The 21,900-nt window shown below is 39.3% G+C and carries 20 protein-coding genes; 10 read left to right on the top strand and 10 right to left on the bottom strand.

The genetic code is table 11. From position 1 onward, the window contains the following. Positions 1-7 precede the first annotated feature (7 nt). The 5 genes from IAR63_RS17925 to IAR63_RS17905 all read right to left on the bottom strand — a co-directional run bounded on the left by IAR63_RS17925 (position 8) and on the right by IAR63_RS17905 (position 5,430). On the bottom strand, positions 8-1,054 hold the full coding sequence (locus IAR63_RS17925) for a metal-dependent hydrolase (RefSeq protein WP_187707535.1): 1,047 nt from the start codon (positions 1,052-1,054) through the stop codon (positions 8-10). Then, positions 1,054-2,067: an ATP-binding protein gene (locus tag IAR63_RS17920; protein WP_187707534.1), complete on the bottom strand. Its 1,014-nt coding sequence runs from the start codon at positions 2,065-2,067 to the stop codon at positions 1,054-1,056. Before IAR63_RS17920 ends, IAR63_RS17925 begins: the two co-directional genes overlap by 1 nt. A 203-nt stretch (positions 2,068-2,270) precedes the next feature. Next, positions 2,271-3,167 carry a DNA-binding protein gene (locus tag IAR63_RS17915; RefSeq protein ID WP_187707533.1) on the bottom strand — a complete coding sequence of 299 codons (897 nt, stop codon included), beginning with the start codon at positions 3,165-3,167 and terminating at the stop codon, positions 2,271-2,273. A gap of 480 nt (positions 3,168-3,647) precedes the next feature. Further along, complete coding sequence (locus IAR63_RS17910; RefSeq protein ID WP_096545470.1) at positions 3,648-3,953, bottom strand: muconolactone Delta-isomerase family protein; 306 nt, start codon at positions 3,951-3,953, stop codon at positions 3,648-3,650. Between the two features lie 286 nt (positions 3,954-4,239). Further along, positions 4,240-5,430: a hypothetical protein gene (locus IAR63_RS17905; RefSeq protein WP_187707532.1), complete on the bottom strand. Its 1,191-nt coding sequence runs from the start codon at positions 5,428-5,430 to the stop codon at positions 4,240-4,242. 543 nt (positions 5,431-5,973) lie between these two features. Between IAR63_RS17905 and IAR63_RS17900 the strand changes: the two genes are divergently transcribed. After that, positions 5,974-6,720, top strand: coding sequence for a ParA family protein (locus IAR63_RS17900; RefSeq protein WP_187707531.1), 747 nt, complete (start codon positions 5,974-5,976; stop codon positions 6,718-6,720). After that, the gene (locus IAR63_RS17895) at positions 6,720-7,640 is read left to right on the top strand and encodes a ParB/RepB/Spo0J family partition protein (RefSeq protein ID WP_187707530.1); all 921 of its coding nucleotides are present in this window, start codon (positions 6,720-6,722) and stop codon (positions 7,638-7,640) included. The genes IAR63_RS17900 and IAR63_RS17895 overlap by 1 nt, the downstream gene beginning before the upstream one ends. A 124-nt stretch (positions 7,641-7,764) precedes the next feature. Here the strand turns inward: IAR63_RS17895 and IAR63_RS17890 are convergent, their stop codons facing one another. Continuing rightward, complete coding sequence (locus IAR63_RS17890) at positions 7,765-10,122, bottom strand: bifunctional metallophosphatase/5'-nucleotidase (RefSeq protein ID WP_235678419.1); 2,358 nt, start codon at positions 10,120-10,122, stop codon at positions 7,765-7,767. A gap of 74 nt (positions 10,123-10,196) precedes the next feature. Between IAR63_RS17890 and IAR63_RS17885 the strand changes: the two genes are divergently transcribed. Next, positions 10,197-10,493 (top strand): hypothetical protein, encoded by a 297-nt coding sequence (locus IAR63_RS17885; RefSeq protein ID WP_187707529.1) that lies wholly within the window; start codon positions 10,197-10,199, stop codon positions 10,491-10,493. Between the two features lie 15 nt (positions 10,494-10,508). On the opposite strand, the gene IAR63_RS17880 is transcribed toward IAR63_RS17885, so the two are convergent. The 4 genes from IAR63_RS17880 to IAR63_RS17865 form a co-directional block, all read right to left on the bottom strand. Next, positions 10,509-11,666: a ParB/RepB/Spo0J family partition protein gene (locus IAR63_RS17880; RefSeq protein ID WP_057178955.1), complete on the bottom strand. Its 1,158-nt coding sequence runs from the start codon at positions 11,664-11,666 to the stop codon at positions 10,509-10,511. An 87-nt stretch (positions 11,667-11,753) separates the two neighbouring features. Further along, on the bottom strand, positions 11,754-12,566 hold the full coding sequence (locus IAR63_RS17875; RefSeq protein ID WP_187707609.1) for a ParA family protein: 813 nt from the start codon (positions 12,564-12,566) through the stop codon (positions 11,754-11,756). Between the two features lie 230 nt (positions 12,567-12,796). Continuing rightward, a complete protein-coding gene (locus IAR63_RS17870; protein WP_187707528.1) occupies positions 12,797-16,309 on the bottom strand; it encodes a hypothetical protein in 3,513 nt (1,170 codons plus the stop codon). A gap of 461 nt (positions 16,310-16,770) precedes the next feature. Beyond that, positions 16,771-16,935: a hypothetical protein gene (locus IAR63_RS17865; protein WP_187706001.1), complete on the bottom strand. Its 165-nt coding sequence runs from the start codon at positions 16,933-16,935 to the stop codon at positions 16,771-16,773. 363 nt (positions 16,936-17,298) lie between these two features. Between IAR63_RS17865 and IAR63_RS17860 the strand changes: the two genes are divergently transcribed. From IAR63_RS17860 to IAR63_RS17830, 7 genes are all read left to right on the top strand, one after another. After that, entirely contained in the window at positions 17,299-17,712 is a 414-nt protein-coding gene (locus IAR63_RS17860) for a hypothetical protein (protein WP_187707527.1), read from the top strand. After that, positions 17,709-18,296 (top strand): hypothetical protein, encoded by a 588-nt coding sequence (locus tag IAR63_RS17855; protein ID WP_187707526.1) that lies wholly within the window; start codon positions 17,709-17,711, stop codon positions 18,294-18,296. Before IAR63_RS17860 ends, IAR63_RS17855 begins: the two co-directional genes overlap by 4 nt. A gap of 53 nt (positions 18,297-18,349) precedes the next feature. Then, the gene (locus IAR63_RS17850) at positions 18,350-18,973 is read left to right on the top strand and encodes a hypothetical protein (RefSeq protein WP_187707525.1); all 624 of its coding nucleotides are present in this window, start codon (positions 18,350-18,352) and stop codon (positions 18,971-18,973) included. 20 nt (positions 18,974-18,993) lie between these two features. Further along, positions 18,994-19,215 carry a hypothetical protein gene (locus IAR63_RS17845; RefSeq protein ID WP_187707524.1) on the top strand — a complete coding sequence of 74 codons (222 nt, stop codon included), beginning with the start codon at positions 18,994-18,996 and terminating at the stop codon, positions 19,213-19,215. Further along, complete coding sequence (locus tag IAR63_RS17840) at positions 19,187-19,729, top strand: hypothetical protein (RefSeq protein ID WP_187707523.1); 543 nt, start codon at positions 19,187-19,189, stop codon at positions 19,727-19,729. Before IAR63_RS17845 ends, IAR63_RS17840 begins: the two co-directional genes overlap by 29 nt. Further along, positions 19,722-21,029, top strand: coding sequence for a hypothetical protein (locus tag IAR63_RS17835; protein WP_187707522.1), 1,308 nt, complete (start codon positions 19,722-19,724; stop codon positions 21,027-21,029). Before IAR63_RS17840 ends, IAR63_RS17835 begins: the two co-directional genes overlap by 8 nt. 87 nt (positions 21,030-21,116) lie before the next feature. After that, the gene (locus IAR63_RS17830) at positions 21,117-21,869 is read left to right on the top strand and encodes a transposase (RefSeq protein WP_096547088.1); all 753 of its coding nucleotides are present in this window, start codon (positions 21,117-21,119) and stop codon (positions 21,867-21,869) included. Positions 21,870-21,900: the final 31 nt, after the last annotated feature.

Genomic DNA, 21,900 nt, shown 5'->3' with positions numbered 1-21,900 from the left:
ACTGACACTATTTATCAGAAATAGAAAAAATCTTAAGAGATCCAGTAAGAAACTCATCACCTATCTGATTAATAACTAGATTAAACGGTGCAGCAGTTAATTTAATTCTAGTAGTAGTAGCTTCAATAGGATTAAAGTAACTACTATCGCGTCCAAGATTTGAAATATCAAATTCATCAACACTAAAATCTCCAGACAAGAAAGACTTAACAGTTGAATCTGTATTTAAATTGAGAGAAACATCATTAATAGACTCATCTTCTAAATAAAAATCCTTAATCTGAGTCTTTACAGGAGGTCCAACCCTAGCAGTTATACGATTTATAACAATATTGCCAAATAACCTCTCAGAAGCCAGGTAAAGCTTATTTTCAGCCTCATCAAGAACTATTAAATCATCGTTCTTAATAGGTTGTATTAGAGTAAACTCCTTATTAATCAAATTTCTTGAGGTAGTATCAGTTCCTTCTATATTGAGAAGGATTTTATTTTGTTTAGAATGTTGCATATACAATCTCACAACTCCAGATGGAGAACTTATTATTTGGTTGAATTGCTGAAAAAATCCTCCTTGATAATTAATATAAAAAACTCCATAAGCTATCAATATCAAAAGAAAAAGAATGACATACTCTGCATTAGAACCAGTTGTCAATCGAAATTTCCGATTGGCAGGACAGACATAACGTGTTTTTGAGGGCCAAAAAACTTCGACACCATTTTTAGTAAACATATCTGCCAACCAACCAAAAATATAACCACAGACAATAGCAGAAGGAATTTGATAACCGAAATTAAAAAAGTAGGATATGGGGTAAACAATTAAAGCAAGCAAAAAAGAAGCAAGTAAAGAGTGCGTACAACTTCTGTGACGCATTTTTGCAGTTAAAAAATTTGAAATAAAGGGAAACAACCTTCCCACAATAGATTTTGGTGTATCTATATCAGGAAATAAACCTGCTATTCCACCAACTGCAATTACAATAGGATCAGAAGTATTAAGGACAATACTAGTAGCTAATCCACTAACGAGAACATGAGAAACTGCCAACATTATTGAATTTTAGCCCCCTCCCCCGGCAATAATCGCAAAGACCTATAAAGACCCCAAAAAAGAACAGCTAACAGACCACTGAAAGCGTAAAGCAATCTGTTATCAAGTCCAATAGCAAAAAATCTAACTGCAATAAAAGTAACAACACCAACAAATATTAAGAAACTGCCATCGCCATATTTTTGGTGATCCCCCTCCTCAAAATCAAGGCCAATATATTCTTCCTGAACTGCTCGAACTGCCAACATAGGATTACCTGCAACACGTTGCTGCAAAGATGCCAAATCCACATTTTCCAAATTTATAGAACGGTCTTGAGCAGTACTCCGCATAATTTGGCGAATTATTTTATCCGGAAGTGGCTCCAAATAAATCCTAGGAACACTAATGAAAAGATCGCCTCTTCGAGGTGAAGTAGCAAACAATAAAATAGGACTGGTAGGACATAATTGAACAATCTTCTTCAACCAAAACCTAATTTTTGTTTCGATACACTGAGCATCATCAAATATCATAATTTTACCACCCCCTTTTAAAACAATCTCAATTTCTTGCTTTAACTGTTCAACAGTCAACTTTTTACCTTCAAAATCCTGAGTAGGAATATTAAAAGAACTACAGATTTTTAAAAGGAGTTGCTTTGTTGTACAAGGTTCAACATAAGCGACAGAAAAACCGGCAATCAAGAAAGCCTTGTAAACCTGCTCCGCCAAAAACGTTTTCCCACTACCTTGATCGCCTACTACCAAAAGTGAACTTGCAGATTGAATAGAAGCTACAATTCGTTTGAATTCCTCCATGCGATAAATGTAAGGACTGCCAGGAAGAGAACTTAAATTTTGATATAAAATCGTAACTGGATCTTTTGGTTCATCTTCCTCAAGTCCATCTTGTTTATCATCTGGATGCTGATTATCTTCTAAGTCTCCATACTTTTGCTCTTCTTGAGATGTAGAATTGATATCAAAGTAATATCTTTGAGAAGACTGCTCCTTGAAATCAGTTCCATCCATTTCTTGAGAAGTATTATAGACAAACGGATCTTGTTCTACGAGAGATTCTTGTTCTATCTGATAATCATCAAAAGAATCATAAACTACCGAATACTCCGACTTATTATGTACAGGAGTTTGTTTTTTAGAAGAAAAAAACCACTTTTTTATAGACTTGAAAAACCGGGTTAATTTTTTAGAGAAAGAGTTTACCCTAGATTTTTTTACGCTTGCTTGGACTTTTCTAACTGCTTCGTCGCTAATTTGATCAAATTCTGCGGAGAATAGGCTTTCCCATGAACAGTCCCCCGCAGCTGAGAAAAATTTCGCCGCAACTCCAGATATTTTTCTTTTAGATCAGATGGTAAATCATTAGGATTTTTATAAAAGTGCATAGCTAAAGCATCTTGAGCCGCAAGAAGACCCAAAGCCTTTTCAGCACCACTTCTAGTGATATAGTTCAAATCTTCCTCTGGAAGATAATCGTTAATCTCCTCTGAAGACAGTGAATCTACTGACTGAGACTGTGTTAGTTCACCATTATCAAGTTTTACAATCTCTCCAGATGAAGCATTTTGATTTGATAGTTCACTTTGATTTAAAGTGGAATTAACTTCAATTCCTACCGAATCTGTACTTTGGTGAAATGGTTGAATAAAATCTGTACCTTGAATCAAAGAGGCAGAGCCATCTGTACGACTAACAGAACCAGAGTAAGCATCTTGAGTACAAAACTCAGAACTATTTTGAATACCGTTTGTACTACCATTTTGAATTATGTGTACATCTGTAGATTCATTAATTAATGGAACAGACTGCGTACTTTGAATCAGAGGTACAAAAGTATCTTTACCATCTTCCAAACTATGTTCTGGCGTACTATCTGTATGATTAACAGTTCCGGTATTTGTACCATCAGTCCGAATTTCAGTATCATTCGGAATTCCCTTGTACTTTAATTCCTTCCATTCGGATACCAAAGGAGAAATTGTACTAAAAGAACCGCCACCTAGCTTTTCGCGAACGACTTCACGATTTATTTTTTTATTATTTTTAGCTAGGCTTTCGCAGATCTGAAACACTCTATCTCTCAAATTTTGTTCCTGATTCCTTTCCAGCATAGGTTTAGATAACAAAAGGTTAAAAAGTGATGTTTAGAAATATGAACTTTTAATACTCAGTATTGTAATTAAAGTATTCTAAAAATGCTAGTAGTATTTAGCAACCGCACCATAATTTTTCCTTATGGTTGTCATTGAGTACAAGGAATTGATTAAAAATGCGCGAAAAACCTATTCTTTCGATTACTATACAAGAAACAACCAAAAGAGACTAAATCTTACTAAACGCTATTTTATAAACTTAGGGAATATTTTTCTGTGAGCATTCTGCTGAGAGTAGCGATTGCGAAGCACTCCCTACGGGAGATCGCACTAGGTAGAGAGATTAAGCCAAAAGGGGGATATAGAATAGGAGAAAACAGAGGTAAGCGATCAGGTGAGTATTAAAAGACCGTATTAGAAAAGTATTTAAGATAAATCAAGTAGAGGGAAAGATTATACATGGGAAGGGATAAAACCCACCCATACTTTTATTAGCGATTACAATTGTGACGTAACATCAGTAGTAAAATCCTCATATACCTTCAAAGAGGTAACATCAACATGAACATGTTGACCCACCTTCCTCATAATGGGTAAATCGAAAAGAATTTGGTCAAGAGCATCAGTTGTAGGAACATCCACAATAGCAATGAGCCTATGAGATCCCACACACTTCCAAAGATCCACAGCGACCCCAGAATCGTTAACTTTTAGTGCTGCATCTGCTTCCTTAGTCCAAATAAGAAACAAATCCTTCTGAGTCATACCGGGATACTCGACCCGAAAATCTAAGTGATAAAGCATAGCTGTGACCCTAGATGATAAAACTCAGACTATTATGACTAAATTGCCAAAAAATAGTCAAAAATTGTAGATTTATCATATTGCGATCGCATGTCCTATTTGTCTTCATGGCTTTAACACTATTAGCAGAAGACAGTAAATCTAATGGGCGATCTGTCCGAATTTCTTCTCAAGGGAAATTTGGGAGCGGGTTTTATTGGGTTCGGGAGTATTGACAAGAGGTAGTAAATTAGTGGGCAATCGCATGTCCTATTTGTTCTCAAGGGAAGTTAACCAAGGAAATTTACTAAGGCAAATAGGTATTTCTATGACGTTGTAAATACATTTGTACAGACTCTTCCTCAGTCCATCGCGACATAAGTTGTAAATCAGGAACACGAATAAATTGGTTAAGAATTAAGTGATTATTAGTTATATTACTAATAAGACTAGCAATTTTTTTACAGCAGCTATCAGGATATCTAACAACTTGTTCCTCAGCAAAACGAATAACAATCCAAAGGATATCTATAAAATAACGGTTTCGGTTGACTTCTGATTGTAACCCAATAAAATGAAGCGGTCTACCATCCATTGCATAAGGTTCATCTATTTCCACATCAATATGAAGGTTTGTGGCAGTGTCAATGTAAGCGAAATCAGGAGTATAATAAAAATCAGATGAAAACCATGGGGGCTGGACTTTTAATTGTACATGAATTTTATCAGAAAAGTATTGTATCAAATAAAGACGAAATGTTTCTTCACTTCTACCTATAAGAGCATGACCATTGTTGTCATCATAGGAGGTAGTATTTCTCAATACTTCTAACAAACGTTGATTACGGAACGCTTTTACTCTCTCTGGAGTTCTGGCTGCTTCAAGTTCTCTTTGATATGCTATCAAATCATTCTGATACTTTTGATAAGCTTTAATTTCTCTTTGATATGCTATCAAATCATTCTGATACTTTTGATAAGCTTCAAGTTCTCTTTGATATGTTATCAAATCATTCTGATACTTTTGATAAGCTTCAAGTTCTCTTTTACGTATTCGTTGTTGAGTGAGATATTCATTGTGTAGTCTAATCTTTCGGTTGTGTTGGAATTTAAAATAAGGATAGATTCTATAATTCCAAATAAGAACAGATGATAATATAATCGCTGGTATTATAGCAAAAGGAATTAAAATCAAATCTGAAATAGATGTAAAGAAAAGTAAAACGAGAGATAAGGAAAAAAGAATCAAGAAAGTCCAAAAAATGAAGATGGGAAGCCTTTGCGGTAAAGCTCCTGGAAATAGAGGTTCTATTGGAACCGGTCTTGGTAATGAAGGTTCTATCGGAGCTGATCTTAGTAATGGAGGTTCTATTGGAACTGGTCTTGGTAATGGAGGTTCTATTGGTGGTGTTGGAATTGGAGGTAGAGCTGACCTCACTTCATAAATCATTTGTGGAATCAAAATAAGTGGATATTGAGAATCAAGAGATTGAATCATAAGTTAAGAAAATTTTGAAATTTGTTCGTAGTGTCTAATTTTAGAGTCTACTGAGTATCTTTAATCATGAAAGATATTTAATTTAAAGAACTCCCTTATCAAAAGAGCAATCACCTATCCTGATTGTTCTCAAGTTTTATCGGTTTCAGTGAGTTTAAAAGTATTAATCTCTCATTTCTTTATGTGGACGGGAAAAAGGTTGAACCATCGTCTTGTATCTTGTAGGTAGTCAGTGCTAGGGTGGGTGTTTGGGAATCGCCCTCTTGCTCATATCCCAACTAAATTTATTCAACAACGTGCGATACTAAATTTACTTAATATGCGATCGCCCGTAGGGAATCCTTACCAATAAGCAGGCGATCGCAGGAAGACAGAATCTGATAGGGATGTGTGTGATAGATATCAGTGGAATTCTTTTGATAAATAGAACAGAAAAATGAGATAATCAGGGAGCCAAAAGAGATTGCAATAACTCAGTGATTATTTGACGGAAAACGTTTTCCGTCAATGTTAGAATTTAGTGAAGACCTCTAAAAAGAGAACATGACTAAAACTATCGCTGTCTTTAACCAAGCGGGTGGGGTGATGAAAACCACCCTGACAATGAACCTGGGTTATGATCTGGCAAAAAAATATAAAGTCCTACTCATTGACCTAGACCCACAAGCATCTCTAACCACATTTATGGGGATTCAACCCCACGAGCTTAATGAAATCATCTCCAATCCACTTCTTAACCCAGGAGCTAAATTACCAATCCATAATTTACACGGTATGGATCTAGCCCCAGCAAATATAACTCTTAGTGCTGTAGAATTACAATTAGCTGGCGTAATGGCGAGAGAAACCAGATTAAAACAAGTTCTAGAACCTATCTCCCACAAATACGACTTTATTTTCATTGACTGCCCCCCTTCCCTCGGTATTCTGAGTATTCTCGGTTTATCTGCTGCTAATTATGCCTTAATTCCAGTCCAAACTCATTACAAGGCATACAAAGGAACAGAACTATTACTGGATAGCATTAAACAGGTAAAACAACATATTAATAGAAACTTGAATATTGCTGGATTTGTGCCGACCTTGTACGTTAACGCGAACCAAGATAAGGTAATACTGGATGGTTTAGAGCGGCAGTTATCAATGTTGGGGAAGGTATATCCAAAAATTCCCCGTGCTACAGCTTTTGCAGATGCGGCAATGAATAGTCAACCATTAGCCGTGTATGACCCAAAACATCAGGCGCTGACGGTACTCAAAGAGATAGCGAAGGGTATGGAAAAACTCTAATGGTCAAAAAAACTCTCGAACTCCCAAGAATGCGTGGCATACAAGATTTATTAAGCATAAACATAGATGTGGAATCTCCAACCACTACCATTAGTATTGATAAAATCAGATTACCTGCCAAGCAAGCGCGTCGTTATTTTGATGTTGAAAAACTAAATCATTTAGCACAGTCAATTCAAGAACACGGTATTTTACAACCTTTATTAGTGCGTCCTTTTTCTGGAGTTTCTGGCGAATACGAATTGGTGGCTGGTGAACGCCGACTCAGAGCAGCTCAAATAATAGGTTTAAAAGAAGTCCCGATTATCTCAAAAGATCTATCTGATATTCAAAGGTCGCAAATCACTTTACTAGAAAACTTACAGCGGGAAGATCTCAGCCCCCTGGAAGAAACTGAGGGAATTCTGGAATTGCTTGGCATTCAACTTGATGTAGCGCCTAGTGACATTATCTCAATTCTTAACCAAGCTGCTAATAACAAAAGACGTAACTTGGAATTGACGGAAAACGTTTTTCGTCAGATAGAAACCATAGAGAAGGTCTTTTCTACGATTGGAAAGTTTAGTGCTGAAAGTTTCAGGACTAGCCGTTTACCACTGTTGAATTTACCTGGTGATTTACTAGATGTATTACGTCAGGGAAAACTTCAATACACTAAAGCTAAAGTTATAGCCCAAGTTAAGGATGAAGGTAAACGTAACGAACTAATCAATAAAGCTATAAGTGACAATTTGTCACTTAATGAAATTAAGCAGTTACTCAAGATCTCGAAATCAGCAGAAACTACTATTGAAGAAACTTTGAGAACAAGATACACCGGTATCGCCAAAAGGTTAAAGAATACTAAGGTCTGGGAGGATGTCAAGAAAACTAAGAAACTAGAAAAACTCCTGAAGGACTTAGAAGAGTTATTAGACTAGATGTGATCGCTTTCTAAATACCAACACGGAATCCGATTTCTGTCACTATTTGATATAGTTTCGGAAATCTCATATATCCTCGCGAATCGCACTTCTTTTATAGTTTCGAGTGCGATCGCTCTTTTTACCTAAGCCTTTTTACTATTACTCTACTCCAAAGCGATCGCCTGTCAAAACATTTATATTTTTCCCGTTCTCCGTGAAAAGTAAGGTTTTGAATACGCCTGTCAAGCGCTGGACTAACATCAGCAACTCCATAAGCATTAGTGCTAAAGCGATCGCCAAGATACTCAGCTAAAACATCCTGTTCCGTACCAGGAAGGGCAAAGGTAAATTTGCCGGGAGCCAAAGTTAAAGCAGTATCAACCTTGCCATTGCCATTGACATCAGCCGTTTCACCGCGCAAATCTACTCGGTTGGCTAGGCTTGCATTTTGCTTGACAAAAGTGGGAAAAGGATAATTGTCACCACCAAGGACAGCAGTAGCACTAGTACCCGCCAGAAAGTTTAGTGTTACCATTCTAAAGCTGCGGTTGGCATCTCCAACTAACACACCATCTTTCACAATGATGTCTACCAATGAGCCATCTTCTTTCACAACCGCCAAATTACGAACCCGCTCACCTTGTCTACTCACTTCACCAGTCGTACTATTAAACTGAATCGATGTTTTGGTAGGATCAAAGCTAAAGTTTAACCCAGATATCTGGGGAAATTGTCCTGGGGTTGTACCTGGGGCAGTACCCCCTACTGCATGCTCAATTATGTGCTGTAATTGTTTGGCGGTAACCGTAATTAGTGATAGGTCATTGTTAAAACGCAGGGAGTTCTCAATGTCTAACTGAGACACATCACCTTCCTTTTTACTTGGTGCTAGAGGGTTGGGCTGGGTTGGTAGCTTAACAACATCATCTTTACTGATTGCTCCTGCACCTGTGCCAATGGCACCGATATTGTCTCGGATAGCACCGCCATTTTTCAGGGAGATAACTACGCTGGGATCTATCTGCTTGGCATACCAAAGATTGGCATCAGCGGTCAAGTTGCCCAAGTTGGTTTCTTGGGTGCGCACATCCTCACGAGTACCGTTGAGAAACACACTGGCTTTGCCCACAATTAAGTTGTCTTTACTAGCAAGAAGGTTTTTGATCCCATCAGCGATCGCTACCACATTGGGGTTAGCTACAGCACGAGGATCAACATCACTGCCATAGACGCGATCAACTCCTGCATCATCTGTAGCATAAGCTCCATTAATTGCGCTATCCAGTTTGTTAACCTGAATCACCCCATCCTGGTCAAATTCAGCCACTAAACGCCCGACGTACTTGTAATTAGCATCTGTACTGACCACTAAAATAGGCTTACCATCTGCGCCTGTCTTGACAATGGGATAATCGCCCTTGCTGCTGTCACCTGTTCTCAGCCCATCATTGGCATCAGACAGAATAGTATGGTTCCCCCCCGCGATGATGATATCCACATCTCTCAATCGCTTCGCCAATTCATCCCGCTCAATAGTCAACTGCTGCATGTGAGCTAACAAGATAATCTTGTTAATACCCTGTGCTTTGAGTATATCTACAGAAGTCTGAATTTCCGCAGCTAATGCGTCATAGTCAATGGGGTTAGCTGGCTTAACTATAGTGCTACCACTTGAAGAAATATTTGCCAAAGTTGGTGTAGTTGCACCTACAATGCCAATTCTTTGGTCGTCAGCAGTGCCAGTAATACCATCAATACCCGCAACATTAATGATGGTACTTTTAGCAATCTTACCCTTTATAGAGCTGGCATCAGCGGTATTTTGGTTAGCGGCCAGGTCAGTTGCACTGAGGTTGCCCGCTGTAATTTCAGGGCTAAAATCCAGGTTAGTACTCAAATAGGGGAAGTTGGTCCCTGGGTTACCGCTTCCTGTCCTGAGAATATCGCGCACTTGTCTCACACCCAGGTCAAACTCATGGTTGCCCAATGCGGAAGCTTGAATGCCAATCCCATTTAGAATGCCAATATCACCACGTCCAATGACTGGAGCAGTACTAGAGCCTAATCCACCTACATTATTCAACTTGGTATCGCTGGAAGCATTAAAAAATGCGCCTGGAATATAGTTATCACCAGAGGAGAGAATTAACGTGTTGGTTTTGTATTTAGGATCATCCTTGAGTTTATTGACAACAGCTGAAAAGCCAACAACATCAGTAACAGCAGGAATGCCACCCTCAAAGTCTGAACCATGGAGAACTTGTAAGGTAAAATTTGTTGTGCTAGTTAGAGATAATTCAGAATCAAATTCACTATTACTTTTACTGGTTTGAATATACTCAAACTCTACGTGTTGGGACGGAATTATATTATTTATAATAACCCGCAAAGCAAAAATACTAATGTAACCTTCAAGTGACATTAGCAGTCGGAGTAGTAACATTACTATTAGTTGGGTTAAAGAGAGCAACTTTAAATCCTTTACCTGCTTCAACATCAGTATCTCCTGACACATTTAACATAATAATTTTAGTCATTATCTATTAATGGAAAGACTTTACCTCAGATCTGTTGGTCTCTCAATCTACGTTACTGGAACTCACGGAAAAAGTGCGATCGCATGTCCCGATTTTTTCCATAGGTTCAGCAGTATTAACAGGAGATAGTAAACCTAATGGGCGATCGCCTGTCCCAATTTCTTCTCAAGAGAAATTAACCAAAGTCTTTTACTGGTTGGATAGATTCAGGAATGTTAACAGTAGATATGCGATCGCCCATCCTGCTCTCAAGAGAGATCAGGATGGTGACCACCATAACTCAAATTGTATTTCTGCATTTTCTTACCTCTCCTGTCTATTCCTCCATTAACAGAGCCTCAACATTTTAAACCTTATGATCCTTGACAGCTTTTTCCTGGATTAATTCTTCAATCTCTGCCAGTTTCTTGCGAAGGGCTTCCTGAAACTCCATTAATTGAGACACCTCAACTTTCTTCAACGCTTCCCCAGAAACTTTATACAAAGAGCGTGTTGCTGTTGCTACTGGTTTAACTTGTTTTTCTATTTTTTCAGCGTCTGTACTTTGTGAAGCGATCGCCTCAGTGACTAAATGCCGGGTTTTTTGTACAGATAATTTTTCTGCTAATACCTTTTGGGTGATGTTGATTCTAATTTCTTCTGCTTCTGATTCTGGTAGTCCCAAATTTTTTGCAGAAAGTTTTTGTAATGCCATTGCGTGAACACCTTTAAGACCAGAAGACCTAATAGCAGCTTTCAAGTCTTCAGCTAAAGAAAGCATGGGAAAAATATTAGCATCAATAGAAGCAGGATTAAGTTGTAAATCCAAAAGTATCGTCAACACTGCCACTTCTCGCTCATCTAAGTCCAAAGTAGCTAAACCTTGTTGTTGTTCCTCTGGGGTTACCGTGAGCAGTTCAACAACAGAGTTCATTCGTTTTTGTGCATTCAACCGTCGCACTACTGTTGAAAGAATCCGGGGAATATCCTGGGGTTCTAAACCGGTGTTAGTTGCCAATTCCCGGACAATAGCTTCGGCTTTATCAAGAGGATTGAGGTCTTCCCGGTGTAATGAAGTAATTAAAGCTTTGCGGTGTAGAGCATCAGGTTCAGGAATAATAACAGCTTGCAGGTTTTGCCAACCCAAGTGTTTAGCACTGCGCCAACGCCGTTCCCCATCAAATATAACTAAGTGTTCCCGTTGAATTAAAATAATTGGCTCTAGTTGTCCGTCTGATACCAGGGAACGAGACATAGATTCAATACTTTCTGATAAAAAAGTTTGTCTCGGTTGCTCTGGGTTAGCTTGAATTTTTTCTAAGGGAATATATTGGATACCTGATTGTGATTGAAGTTGTGCTCTGAGTGTTTGTAACTGTGTTTCTAACTCACTTGACCCTTGAGAGCGGAGTTCTTCGATTTCAGCTTTTAGGCGTTGAATTTCTGCCTCAGCTTCTGATAACTGTTGGGATTGCTTTGCGCCTGAAAAATAATTGGTGAGGTCAGGAGATTTACGGGTAGTCATAAGTTAGCACAGTTTTAATTTGTTTATTGAAACAGCGATCGCGCGGAGTGGAGTACCAATAGCGCAGCATAGCCTAAGTCCTCTTGGTTAAGCCGTGACTTTCTCTTTGGTCTTGCTACCAATCAAATCGGCTAATTTTGAGGCAATTTCTTTAAAGTCATCCTTTGCTGGATGACTGGGACGGTGAATAGGTAATGGTAATCCTTGTGCACAGGCGTTAACAAATTCAGCACTATCCCGAACTTCTGGAAAAGCATGGATATTCATCTGCTCTAACTGAGATGGCAATGCAGCTAACATTTGTCTATGGGCTGCACGTCGAGCATCATATTGGTTGGGAACAAAGCCGAGAATTTCTGGTGTGGGTTTTAAGCGTAAGTGCTTGCAATGGTAGTAATACCATTCCAGTAAATTAGCTGCTCCTTGAATTGATTTGGGTTCTAGCTGGACAGGAATAATTATGTGTGTACTGGCTGTCAGTGCCATTAAAGGTAAGGGACCCAGGGTGGCTGGACAATCAAAGATGATTAAATCATGTTTCAGAGGATAGTCAGTTAGGCGATCACCTAATAAGTAAGCTCCTCTTTTGTGTAAAACTAATTCATCTGCTGTTTGGGTCAGAACCATCCCACCCTGACAAATAACTACTTTATCGGTGTGTTCACTCCAGCAGGGTGTCAACGGCCAGTTACCATCAAAATCATCTTTGAGGACAGCAGCTAAAGTGTGTTCTGGTTCTGGTTGATTTAAACCACAAAACAGTGTTAGTGACCCTTGCGGATCAAGGTCAAACAGTGCTACCTTAAAACTATGTTTTGCCAAAGCATGAGCGAGATGGACAGAAAGGGTTGTCTTACCACTTCCTCCGGCATTACTTATTACAGCTAATCTAATTTGCATGACCATTTTTTTGATATTAGGGAGTATCATACATAGACTTCTCCACCTCATATATCAATATCTGATGTTCTGATGTGGGAGTATCATATATCGAATTTTTTAAATCATATATCAATATCTGAGGAATTAGACAATTTAGCTCCCCAACTTTCTCGAGGGAATTTTCTGAAAATGGTAATGAACGCGATCGCAAAGCACTCCCTACGGGAGAACGCATGTCCTAAGAGAGATCAGGATGTTGAGAACTGCCAGGGGACTTCCAAATCCTTATAAAGTAGCCAGAGCATACCCTGCTTTAAATATTTTGGTAGCTGCCTTAACATTTCACCTATTCTCTCCGGAGTTTGTGCCACCCTTTCTAAGGTTTCAATTACCTCTTGGGGGCTCACCTCCTCTTCTATAAGTATGGGCAAATACTGGTCTATGAACCAATTTTCATCCGGTAGCAACTCAGGTTCTTTTTTATCGGATTCTGTATTAAATCTCCCTAATAGGATTTCCGATATTTTTTTGAACTTACCCCAGGGGATACTCTCTGCTATGGTTGACTGTCCTATACCCGCTACTTTAGCTAGGTTTTGTTGAGTCACTTTTTTACCCTCTTCTATCAGTTTTCTTACTCCCTTGCTAACCAGCGCTAAAACCCTATGGCTGGCATCCCCTGCTTCAGGGCAAATTTCTCCGACGTCTTGTGTAGTTATTTCCGCTCCATTAAAGTTCTCTTTGAGGGCTTTACTCAAGTCAAACCTGGTATCTCCTGCTATGTATACTATTATCTCCTCTTTGGGTCTGCGACTAGCCCTCAGTCTACCTATGGTTTGACATATCTCCGCTACAGTTAACCTCCCTAGGTAATCATCAAATCCTTTTCCCCCACCCAACCCAATTTCCCAGGCGGCTCGGGCATCAGCAAGACTAGGTATGGGAACTCCTAATAACAAGCAAGCCTTTTTCTCTTGGTCTGTGTTGTTTGCCCTACTGTCTCGAAAGTGGACTCTGTCCCCTTCTCGAGCCACTGATTTATACTCAAAAACTACTCCATCGGGAAAAAGAGTGAGAAATTTTTCCCTTATTGCATCTACTCTCTTTTGTTTGCTGCTAGTTCTTTCCTTGCTCTGGGGTCTTAAATTTCCCATCCCTGTTAGGATTTTTATTTTCAGATTGGGGGTTTCCACTTCCGATGTTAAAACTATGGTCTTTTCCCTCTCCATTTTTAATGCTGTTACTATGTATTCTGGATCCGCTGTAGCATCTAATATGATATTAACTTTGGCGGCCTCCATTATTTTGGTGTGTTTCTCTTCCGGTAAGGAAATGGTGAAGACCCCCTTCTTGTAGTATAAAAATCCTTTTTCTGTAATAGCTCTTACAAAAGGTAATAACCACTGTTTACCCATATTATTTATGGTTTCAGCAGTTTCCTTCACTGACTCTTTTCTCAAGCTCAAGTTGGCTGACCTATTACCATGCACTCCATTAAAAAAGTTTTCTAAAAAGGAAAGGTCGGGGACAAGGTTGGTTGCCAAATCTAGATGCTCCCTGGTTACTTCCGGTAGGCGGGCAAGAATTTCTTCCCTCTCATATCCATTGTAAGGGCTGCTCTTCTCTTTAAAGAATTCTCTAATTCCATTTAACAAAGGCAGAAATTTTACCAACACTTCTGTGTTATGTGCTAGAAACCCCAAGGTAGCATTTAAATCTGTTTCAGTGAAAGTAACATCTTTTTTAAACTTGATGATATTTTCATCCCAAATAGCTCCAATCTGTAAATGAGAATCGAAAATGGTGGGATCTATTGATTCAGGATGGATACGCACTCGGTCTTGTTCTAATGCAGTCTTGCGGTCTATGAGAAATCCTTGAAAAGATTTGCAGGTTCCTGATACGGGACATCCATCGCAAATAACAGATGAGTTATCTACATTCACCTCTTGTTGTCGCAAACCCTCAAATACCTCACTAGCAATGCAATTAGGCTGAATATCCGGCTTTTCTCCCTTTTTGGCTCGTCGTAGGTAATACCTGCCATCAGCAGTTTTTTGAGAGGTATCCCACTTCAGACCACCGTGTCTTGCCGTAGCTGGAGACCAATCAACCAGACTTGATACTGTGGGATTTTGCACCCCATTAGTGACATAAAGAATTTTATTTACACTAAGCTCATCAGGCATAAAAGTTCCCGCTGTGTGGGTTTTTCCACTGCCTGGAGGTGTTTTAACAATTATGTTCTTATAACCACTTTTATAAGCATCTAGTATCTCTTTCTTAATTTCTTTTACATTTATTGTCTTTCTTGTTACTGTATGTGATGGATTAGATACCACATATTTTTCTTTACCAAATCCTTTAGCTATTTTACACAGACTTCTGCCTGCTTTTTTCAATAAAGCAAATAGGTCTTGAGATTCCTCAACCCGCTTATCTTCCAGATCCTTAGCTCTAATTTCTTCTCCAAACTTAGCTAACTTCCCATTTTTAAACCGGTTCCAATCGGAAAATGGTATGCCCATTTCTGTTAGGTAGGCTTTAGCAATGTCAACCCATTCTTTACCGGTGGGGTTTTCCTTACCGTAACGCAATTTAGAAAAGAACCGGAAGTGGTCTAAAAGTCTATTGTCAGTGTCTATAGGACAAGCCCAACCTAACTTACCACCAATATTTCCAAACCAACCAGCCGTTCCCGATTGTGATTGATGAAAAGGGCAGTCGCTTTTGGCCCTTTTGCCAAACCACTTTACTTTCAGGGGATGTAATTTTTCAAAGTCCTCAATGGTGGCTTGTTCCGCAGTTTTATTAACCAGTTCAATTAAATTATTCTCCTCTTCCCAGACCAACTGTTTTCTGGCTGCCAGTTGCTTCTGCCTCTCCATCTTGCTCACCACAGTTGGTAGTGATTCCTCTGGCATGGATAAAATCCCATTCTTCTCAGCTTTTTCCGCTAGTCTCCAATCATTCCACCGCTCATCGGATAAACCATAGGGAAAAAAGGGTTGTAAGATATCTTCAATCTCTTTAATAGAATAGCGTCTATCCCCCGTACTCACCAGGGATTGATATTTGCCCTTATCCGGTCGGAAGAAACCCGGTAACCGCATTTCCCGGTTTAAGTTCTTAATAGCTGGATCTGACTGAGTTAGGCAGATCAATTTTTTCTGCAAAATAACCCATAGGTCTGGACCGGGGTCTTCTGTTAGAGATAGGAATGTATGGAAAGACTTGCCACCAGAGAAAACTATTGCGCTCGGTAAAAGACCTAAACTCTTTAGATTTTCAATATTTTGGAACTGTTGGTCTAGGGGGAGGTCATCTACCTCAAAGAAAAGATTAGAGAAATTGGTGCAGTGTCCCTTGCCAATCCCACCTTGAGGATGGTTGGGCAAGAAGAATAAGGAAGTTTCTTGAGAAAGCTGGTATAGGAACTCCCATCCATAGGATTTACCAGCATCCCGCCACACAGAACCACCTTTCGGATCTTCTACCTTGCTTACCTTCCTTTGGGGAAATACTTCTAGTTCTCCCTTTCCTACCACAGCCCTTAACACCTGGCGCTTAGAAGTTTTTATCCACAGTTCTTTTCCTACAGTAAAACCAAGGCGGGTTAAAAAGCTAAAGGTTTGTTTTTTAAGTTCGGTCTTATCTAAATTATCAGCTGTTTCACACCGGTCGTCTATCTTGTCTTTGGCTTGAGAAAATTTTTGTGAACTAGGTTGACACGAATAGGAAAAATTGTGTACTATAGTCATGTGATTATCCCTCCGGGGAATATTCCACAGTCATCAAAGTCCCGGGTTCTGCAAAAAACAGAGACAATGTTCTGTGGGGTTAATAAGTTAAAACGAGAGAAACTCCCTTGCACGGGGGTTTCTTTCTGTTTAACCGTTTTTATTATACATGCTCTCTAATAAAGTTGCAACTAAGAAAGGTTTATTTATTGAAATTCGATATTACCTGAATTAGTATTTGTATTTACGCTGAATTAGCGATATAAAATGCTACGATTACCAGATACCAGAAATACTCTCAATTGAGTTTATTTATCAATACTAGAGATATCACCCTGTATAAGTTATAAGGATCTATGCCTTGAGTAAGAACTAAATATAGCTAATAGCCTTACTAAATCATTTTCTGTAATAAAACATACAGCTAATTGGAATCAAGGAATTTTTATCCGCCCGGGTAGAGTCCCTGCTAGGGAATTTATTTATTTTTTCTTTTTCTCCTCCTTTTGAGTTTCCACATAATCACATACTATTTCTCTTACTTTGTCTTTCATGGTTGTGTTTTCTTCTAAGCAAATCTTTCTAAACTCTAATTTTTCCTCCTTAGAAAGAAAGAATCGAATAGGGACTAGCTCTTTTTCTTCCATCACTCAAAGTACCTGAATTACTTGACAACCAGATAGTATCACCCAATCCTTAAATTTTCAACAGACCATTGACATTATAAGGTATTTATGGTGTATAATGACTTTAGTGTATTTGAATATCATTTCCTTTGCATCACCATAAGTCCTGTGGGCAGGAGATCTGGATAAAGATAGCAAATGGCACAAAAGGACTAAAAACAGCACTTAGCCTGAACGATAAAAATACACCACAATGCTCTATCAGTTTGGATTGTTCCCAATTTTGTGTAATTCTTGCCGGTTACGCTATTTGGTACATTCAGTCGTGACTAAGAGCTGTGGAAATTACTCCTTTGAAAAATGCAGTAATTTGACTATGCAGTTATGTATACGGTAGAAAGACAATTGTACGAATCCTTATTGGGAAAAAGGGTTTCTGACTCTCATTGGTCGAACCTCAAAAAAACTGCCCAAGAAGCTGGCATCCTCTTAGATTCACAGGGGGTTAGATTACTTATAAGAATCAAGAAGTTAAGTCCCCGGTTTCTAAAAAACCTAAAACAATTTCAATCTCAAGTTCAAGAGGTTTCTATCAACTTAGGACAGGTAGTAACCGGCAAAGAAATTGAAAGAATTGTTTTTGAAGTGATGCAGCTTAATCCAGCTCGTTCTACTTTTTTGAGATGGTTCCACAAGTTGAGTCTACCTTTTGACCAATCCAATCATTATTCCCGTGACATCTCGGGATTGATTATGTTGAGTGCTTTGATTTATAAATCAGGGAGGAAAAAACGTTGATTCTCACTGCTAGCGCTATCAAACGAGTGCAAATTAATCTACAAAGACGAGGTGTACGTATTACCTCCAGACAAATACGCGATAATTGGAATTCTTCTCTGTCAGAAAAAGAAAACCAGAAACGTCTGGAAACTTTGTTTCAGGCTGAGTTAGTTCCTGTACCACCTCCTTTGGCAGACCATGTAATTACTCTAGACGAGCCTCCAGAGCTATCACAAAATAAGGAAATTACCTTAGCAGAAAAGCAAACCATATCCACCGTGGCTAAAGACCTGGGTTTTATCCTCCCCCAGGATGAACTAAAGGCGATCGCGAGTAGTTTAAGGGAGGACAGTGAAATAACAAGCATTACAGAGATAAAAGAAGCCATACTGAGGTTCATTGCCAAAAAAGGGGAAAGAACCAGAAGGGAGGTAGATACAGCGCTATCAGAAATAGCTACCGCTTATGCAGCAGAGCAATTAATAAGTTCCCGTCTATTTGCCAGTTCATTAGCTAATTTAAGCAAGGAGGTAAAAGTAGCCAAGGGACGGTTTCAAGATCAAGTTGTATCTACTGTGGCCCTGTTTGTTCTTGATGATTAGTTTACTTATTCTCATTCAAATTAGACAAAAACCATCGACCTTACCACAAAGATATGAGATTAAAACACATTGACTCTCCTGAGTTAGAAACCGCTACCAGAAAAATCGGACTAGATCTTTCTCTATTAGAAAAAGCTGCGGAGGGGGACTTACAAGCAGTTAAGGTTATAGGAGAACTGGGGAGAAGGGGGAGACTAGCAACTGAACTTTCCCCCCAATTAGCCCAGAATTATAGCCAAGCTATAACCGGTGTTGTAGAGTATAATCGCGCTCTTGCTACTATTTATTCCAGTGCGGGGAAAGGAGTTATTGCCCTGGAGAAAGGAATTTTGGATACCAGCTTAAATGCAGATAAATTAAGGAATCAAAGGAAAGAGCTACATACAGATAACAAAATTGCCTTGGCAGCAGAAAAAGCACGTCATAGTTTTGCTATTTCCCTGAGTCAAACAAGGGGGTATGTAGATGCCCAAATAGCCCAGGTAGACCGCCAAGCCCAAATAGCAGAGGTTCAATCTAGACCGCAAATTAAGCAGGTTCAAGCTGACCAGGACTTACAAAGAAAGTTGGTTAGTAATTATCTGGAAAAGGGAGAGGATTTCACTCCGATAGATGAACTCACACCACGCAAGAAATATAGAACCTTGACCAGAATCAAAACTGCTTTAGGTTTCTGAATTTTACCCGGAGGTATAATATGAGTAACTTCATTGAACTCTATTGTATAAATCAAGGTCAGAGCTTTAAAGAACTTTGGTTTTGTTCCCATATTCTCAATGATTCTGAAGATATGCGGTATATACTGAATCATCCTGAAGTGGAAGTAGCCCAAACAGATTATTGTTATCGTCCAGCTATAGTTTGGAGATTGAAGGTAGAGGCTCTACAAAATGTTAGGCAAACTGCAAGAAGAAACTAATCAAATCATTGAAGGAATCAAGCCTGAAACCCTGCGATACTTAACTCACCTTGAACAGGATTTATACAATGCCCTGGAAACAAGGGCCAATATTGATAGTTGGTTAGTTTTTGGGGCTGCCCAAGCAGCTGGTTTGACCTTGCCTTACATTCTATTTAATCTGGGTGTGACTCTTTCTATCATCCAACTTTTTGGAGTCTTAACCGGAATTGCTCCGGGTATTATGGGTATTTCCCAAGACTGGAGATTTAGAAAAGGTACAGATGGATGGGAGATAGATTTAGGGAAAAATCCCCTGGCTGTGTGTGCCAAAATAGGGGCGGGAGGTTTAATCTCCTGGAATGGTACAGGAAGGATATCGTCGGCTACGGAAAAGACGAGGGTGGCTCTGGAAGAAGCCAAAAAGGAGATAACACCCAACTCTAGTTTTTTAACTACTACAGACTGGTTGTTGTTAGGAGCAGTCTGTTTAGCAGCTATAGCGGGGGCGCTTTTTTTTAGGAAAGATGAATAAAATACTCCACCGAGAACGCCGCCATAACACCCTTACAGTGTTACTACTGCTGTTTGGGGGACTAGTGTTGCTCACCCCTCTTTCCCGAGAACTAGTGTTTTGGGAGGAGGTGACCTTCTGTGTGAGAAAGAAGTGCTGGAATGGAGTGAGACACTTGGTAGCGGTAGAGTTACGTAATAATATGGAGCTAATGCAAGCAGTTAAAGTAGTTAAAGTTATACCTAGCGATGATGCCCTAGCGCCTTACTTTGCCCTGGGGGGAACAGCTCTGTTAATAACTGCTGCAAGCATCTCCCATAAACTTACTCAAGACCAGGCAGCCCAGTTGCTTTCTAGTTTGAGGGGAATAAAGGGAAGGGAGCTGCGGGAAGATATGCAGGAGGAATATGCTCTGGACTTACATAGACACACTTTGGCATCTACTGCCCAGGTAGAACAGGAGGTGATTTCTAGGGAAGCAATGACTACTTTAGCTTCTATCCAGAGTGAACAGGAGCAACAGTTAGCTTATTTAGAAGGACAGCAGCAAGGAGAAATAGACCTATTAGAGCATGCGAATAAGGTAGCAGAGTTAAGATTGTCTCTAAAAGAGAAGGAGGAAAAGTTAAAGGTTACAGCCCAGCCCAAAAACCCCAAGGAACAGTTGATAAAAAAAATGAAGGGTCATGAGGGGGGATGGTTATGGGATGTGTTAAATTCCTTAAAGCCATTGTGGTTAGTGGGGAATCAAGGGAGTGGAAAAACCACAGCTGGAGCTACCCTAGCTTTAGCCAGAAAGGTGTTACTAGAAAGAGAAGTAAACATGATAGTAGACCGACATGGGGACTCGGAGAATGGAGAATTATGGAAACTGTTTCCTGAAGCAATGTTAGCTATAAGTGCTGATGAGATAGGTCAAAGTTTGATAGAGAGCATACAGGACTGGGGGAACAGAATGAAGATGAAGCCCAAACCACCAGTGGTGCAAGTCATTGTAGATGAGTTTACTGCCTTGAGGGAATTGGTTGGAGATATATCAGATACTTGGTTTAAATTATCTTGTACAGATACAAGAAAAGGACAAGTGCAGGTAATAGGCATTACCCATAATACAACCAATGAGAGTTTTCCAGCGGGAACGGTGGGGACAAGGAAGGCGGGGACTATATTATTGGAGAAGTTTTCTGCTAATAATGAAACACCATTACCCAGGGTGGTGATTAGATGGGGATTGACCGATAGCAAGGGTAATCCCTTAGAAGATGAGGAACGCACTTGGCCTGGTTGGTTCAACATTGACGAGTTGAACGGGGTGACCTAGGCAACGAATCTCAAAACCTTTCAAGCATTTTCATCCTGTAAATGTGTAACTGAGAGAATGTGATTAACGTGCCAGCCTTAAATTTTTATGAGTCGAAAACCAAGAAAATTAGAAGCAGGATACTGCTATCACATTACAATCAGATGTAACAATCGGGAATTTAGACTAACTAAATTAGAATGTCGTCAGGTCTTGATTTATGCAATAAAAAAAGCAATTGACAAGTATAATTTTAGAATGTATGGGTTATGTCTAATGAGTAATCACATACATTATTTAATAGAACCATTACAGCCCTCAGATCTGCCTAAAATTATGCACTGGTTAAATTGGTATACAGCACTGTGCTTTAATCAGATGCTGAATAGAACAGGGCATTTTTGGGAAAAAAGGTATCACAGCACGGGGTTTGCCATGTCAGATAAGAAAAGGGCATTAAACACGCTGAGATATATACACGGCAATCCTAAAGCAGCAGGAATACAACAGGGAATGTTTTATGATTTTAGTAACTATGGAGTACATGAGAGATTAGGTAGTGATGGGGTAACAACATGGCATCCAGCCTTTTTAGCGTTAGGAAAAACTTTAGATGAGTGTGCAAGCATTTATAAAGGATTTTGTCAAAAATATCGTCCTCAACCGAAAAAGGTGGAAAAAAACCGGTGGGGGAGTAAACTTTTAGCCGGGATGAAACCAAATCAAAAAAAGAAGGGAACATCACCAGGACAGCTAAAGCTTTTTTGGGATGAGTTAGACATAACTAATGAGGAAATAATAAAGGCAGCAACAATATTTGTCAAGGCAAATTGTTATACACCTAATCCTAAAAATAAATAGTACCAGGTATCCGAAACCCTGGAACTAGCAA

The sequence above is a fragment of the Cylindrospermopsis curvispora GIHE-G1 genome (genome assembly GCF_014489415.1).
Taxonomy (GTDB): Bacteria; Cyanobacteriota; Cyanobacteriia; order Cyanobacteriales; family Nostocaceae; genus Raphidiopsis; species Raphidiopsis curvispora_A.
This window is presented reverse-complemented; position numbering and strand designations above follow the sequence as displayed.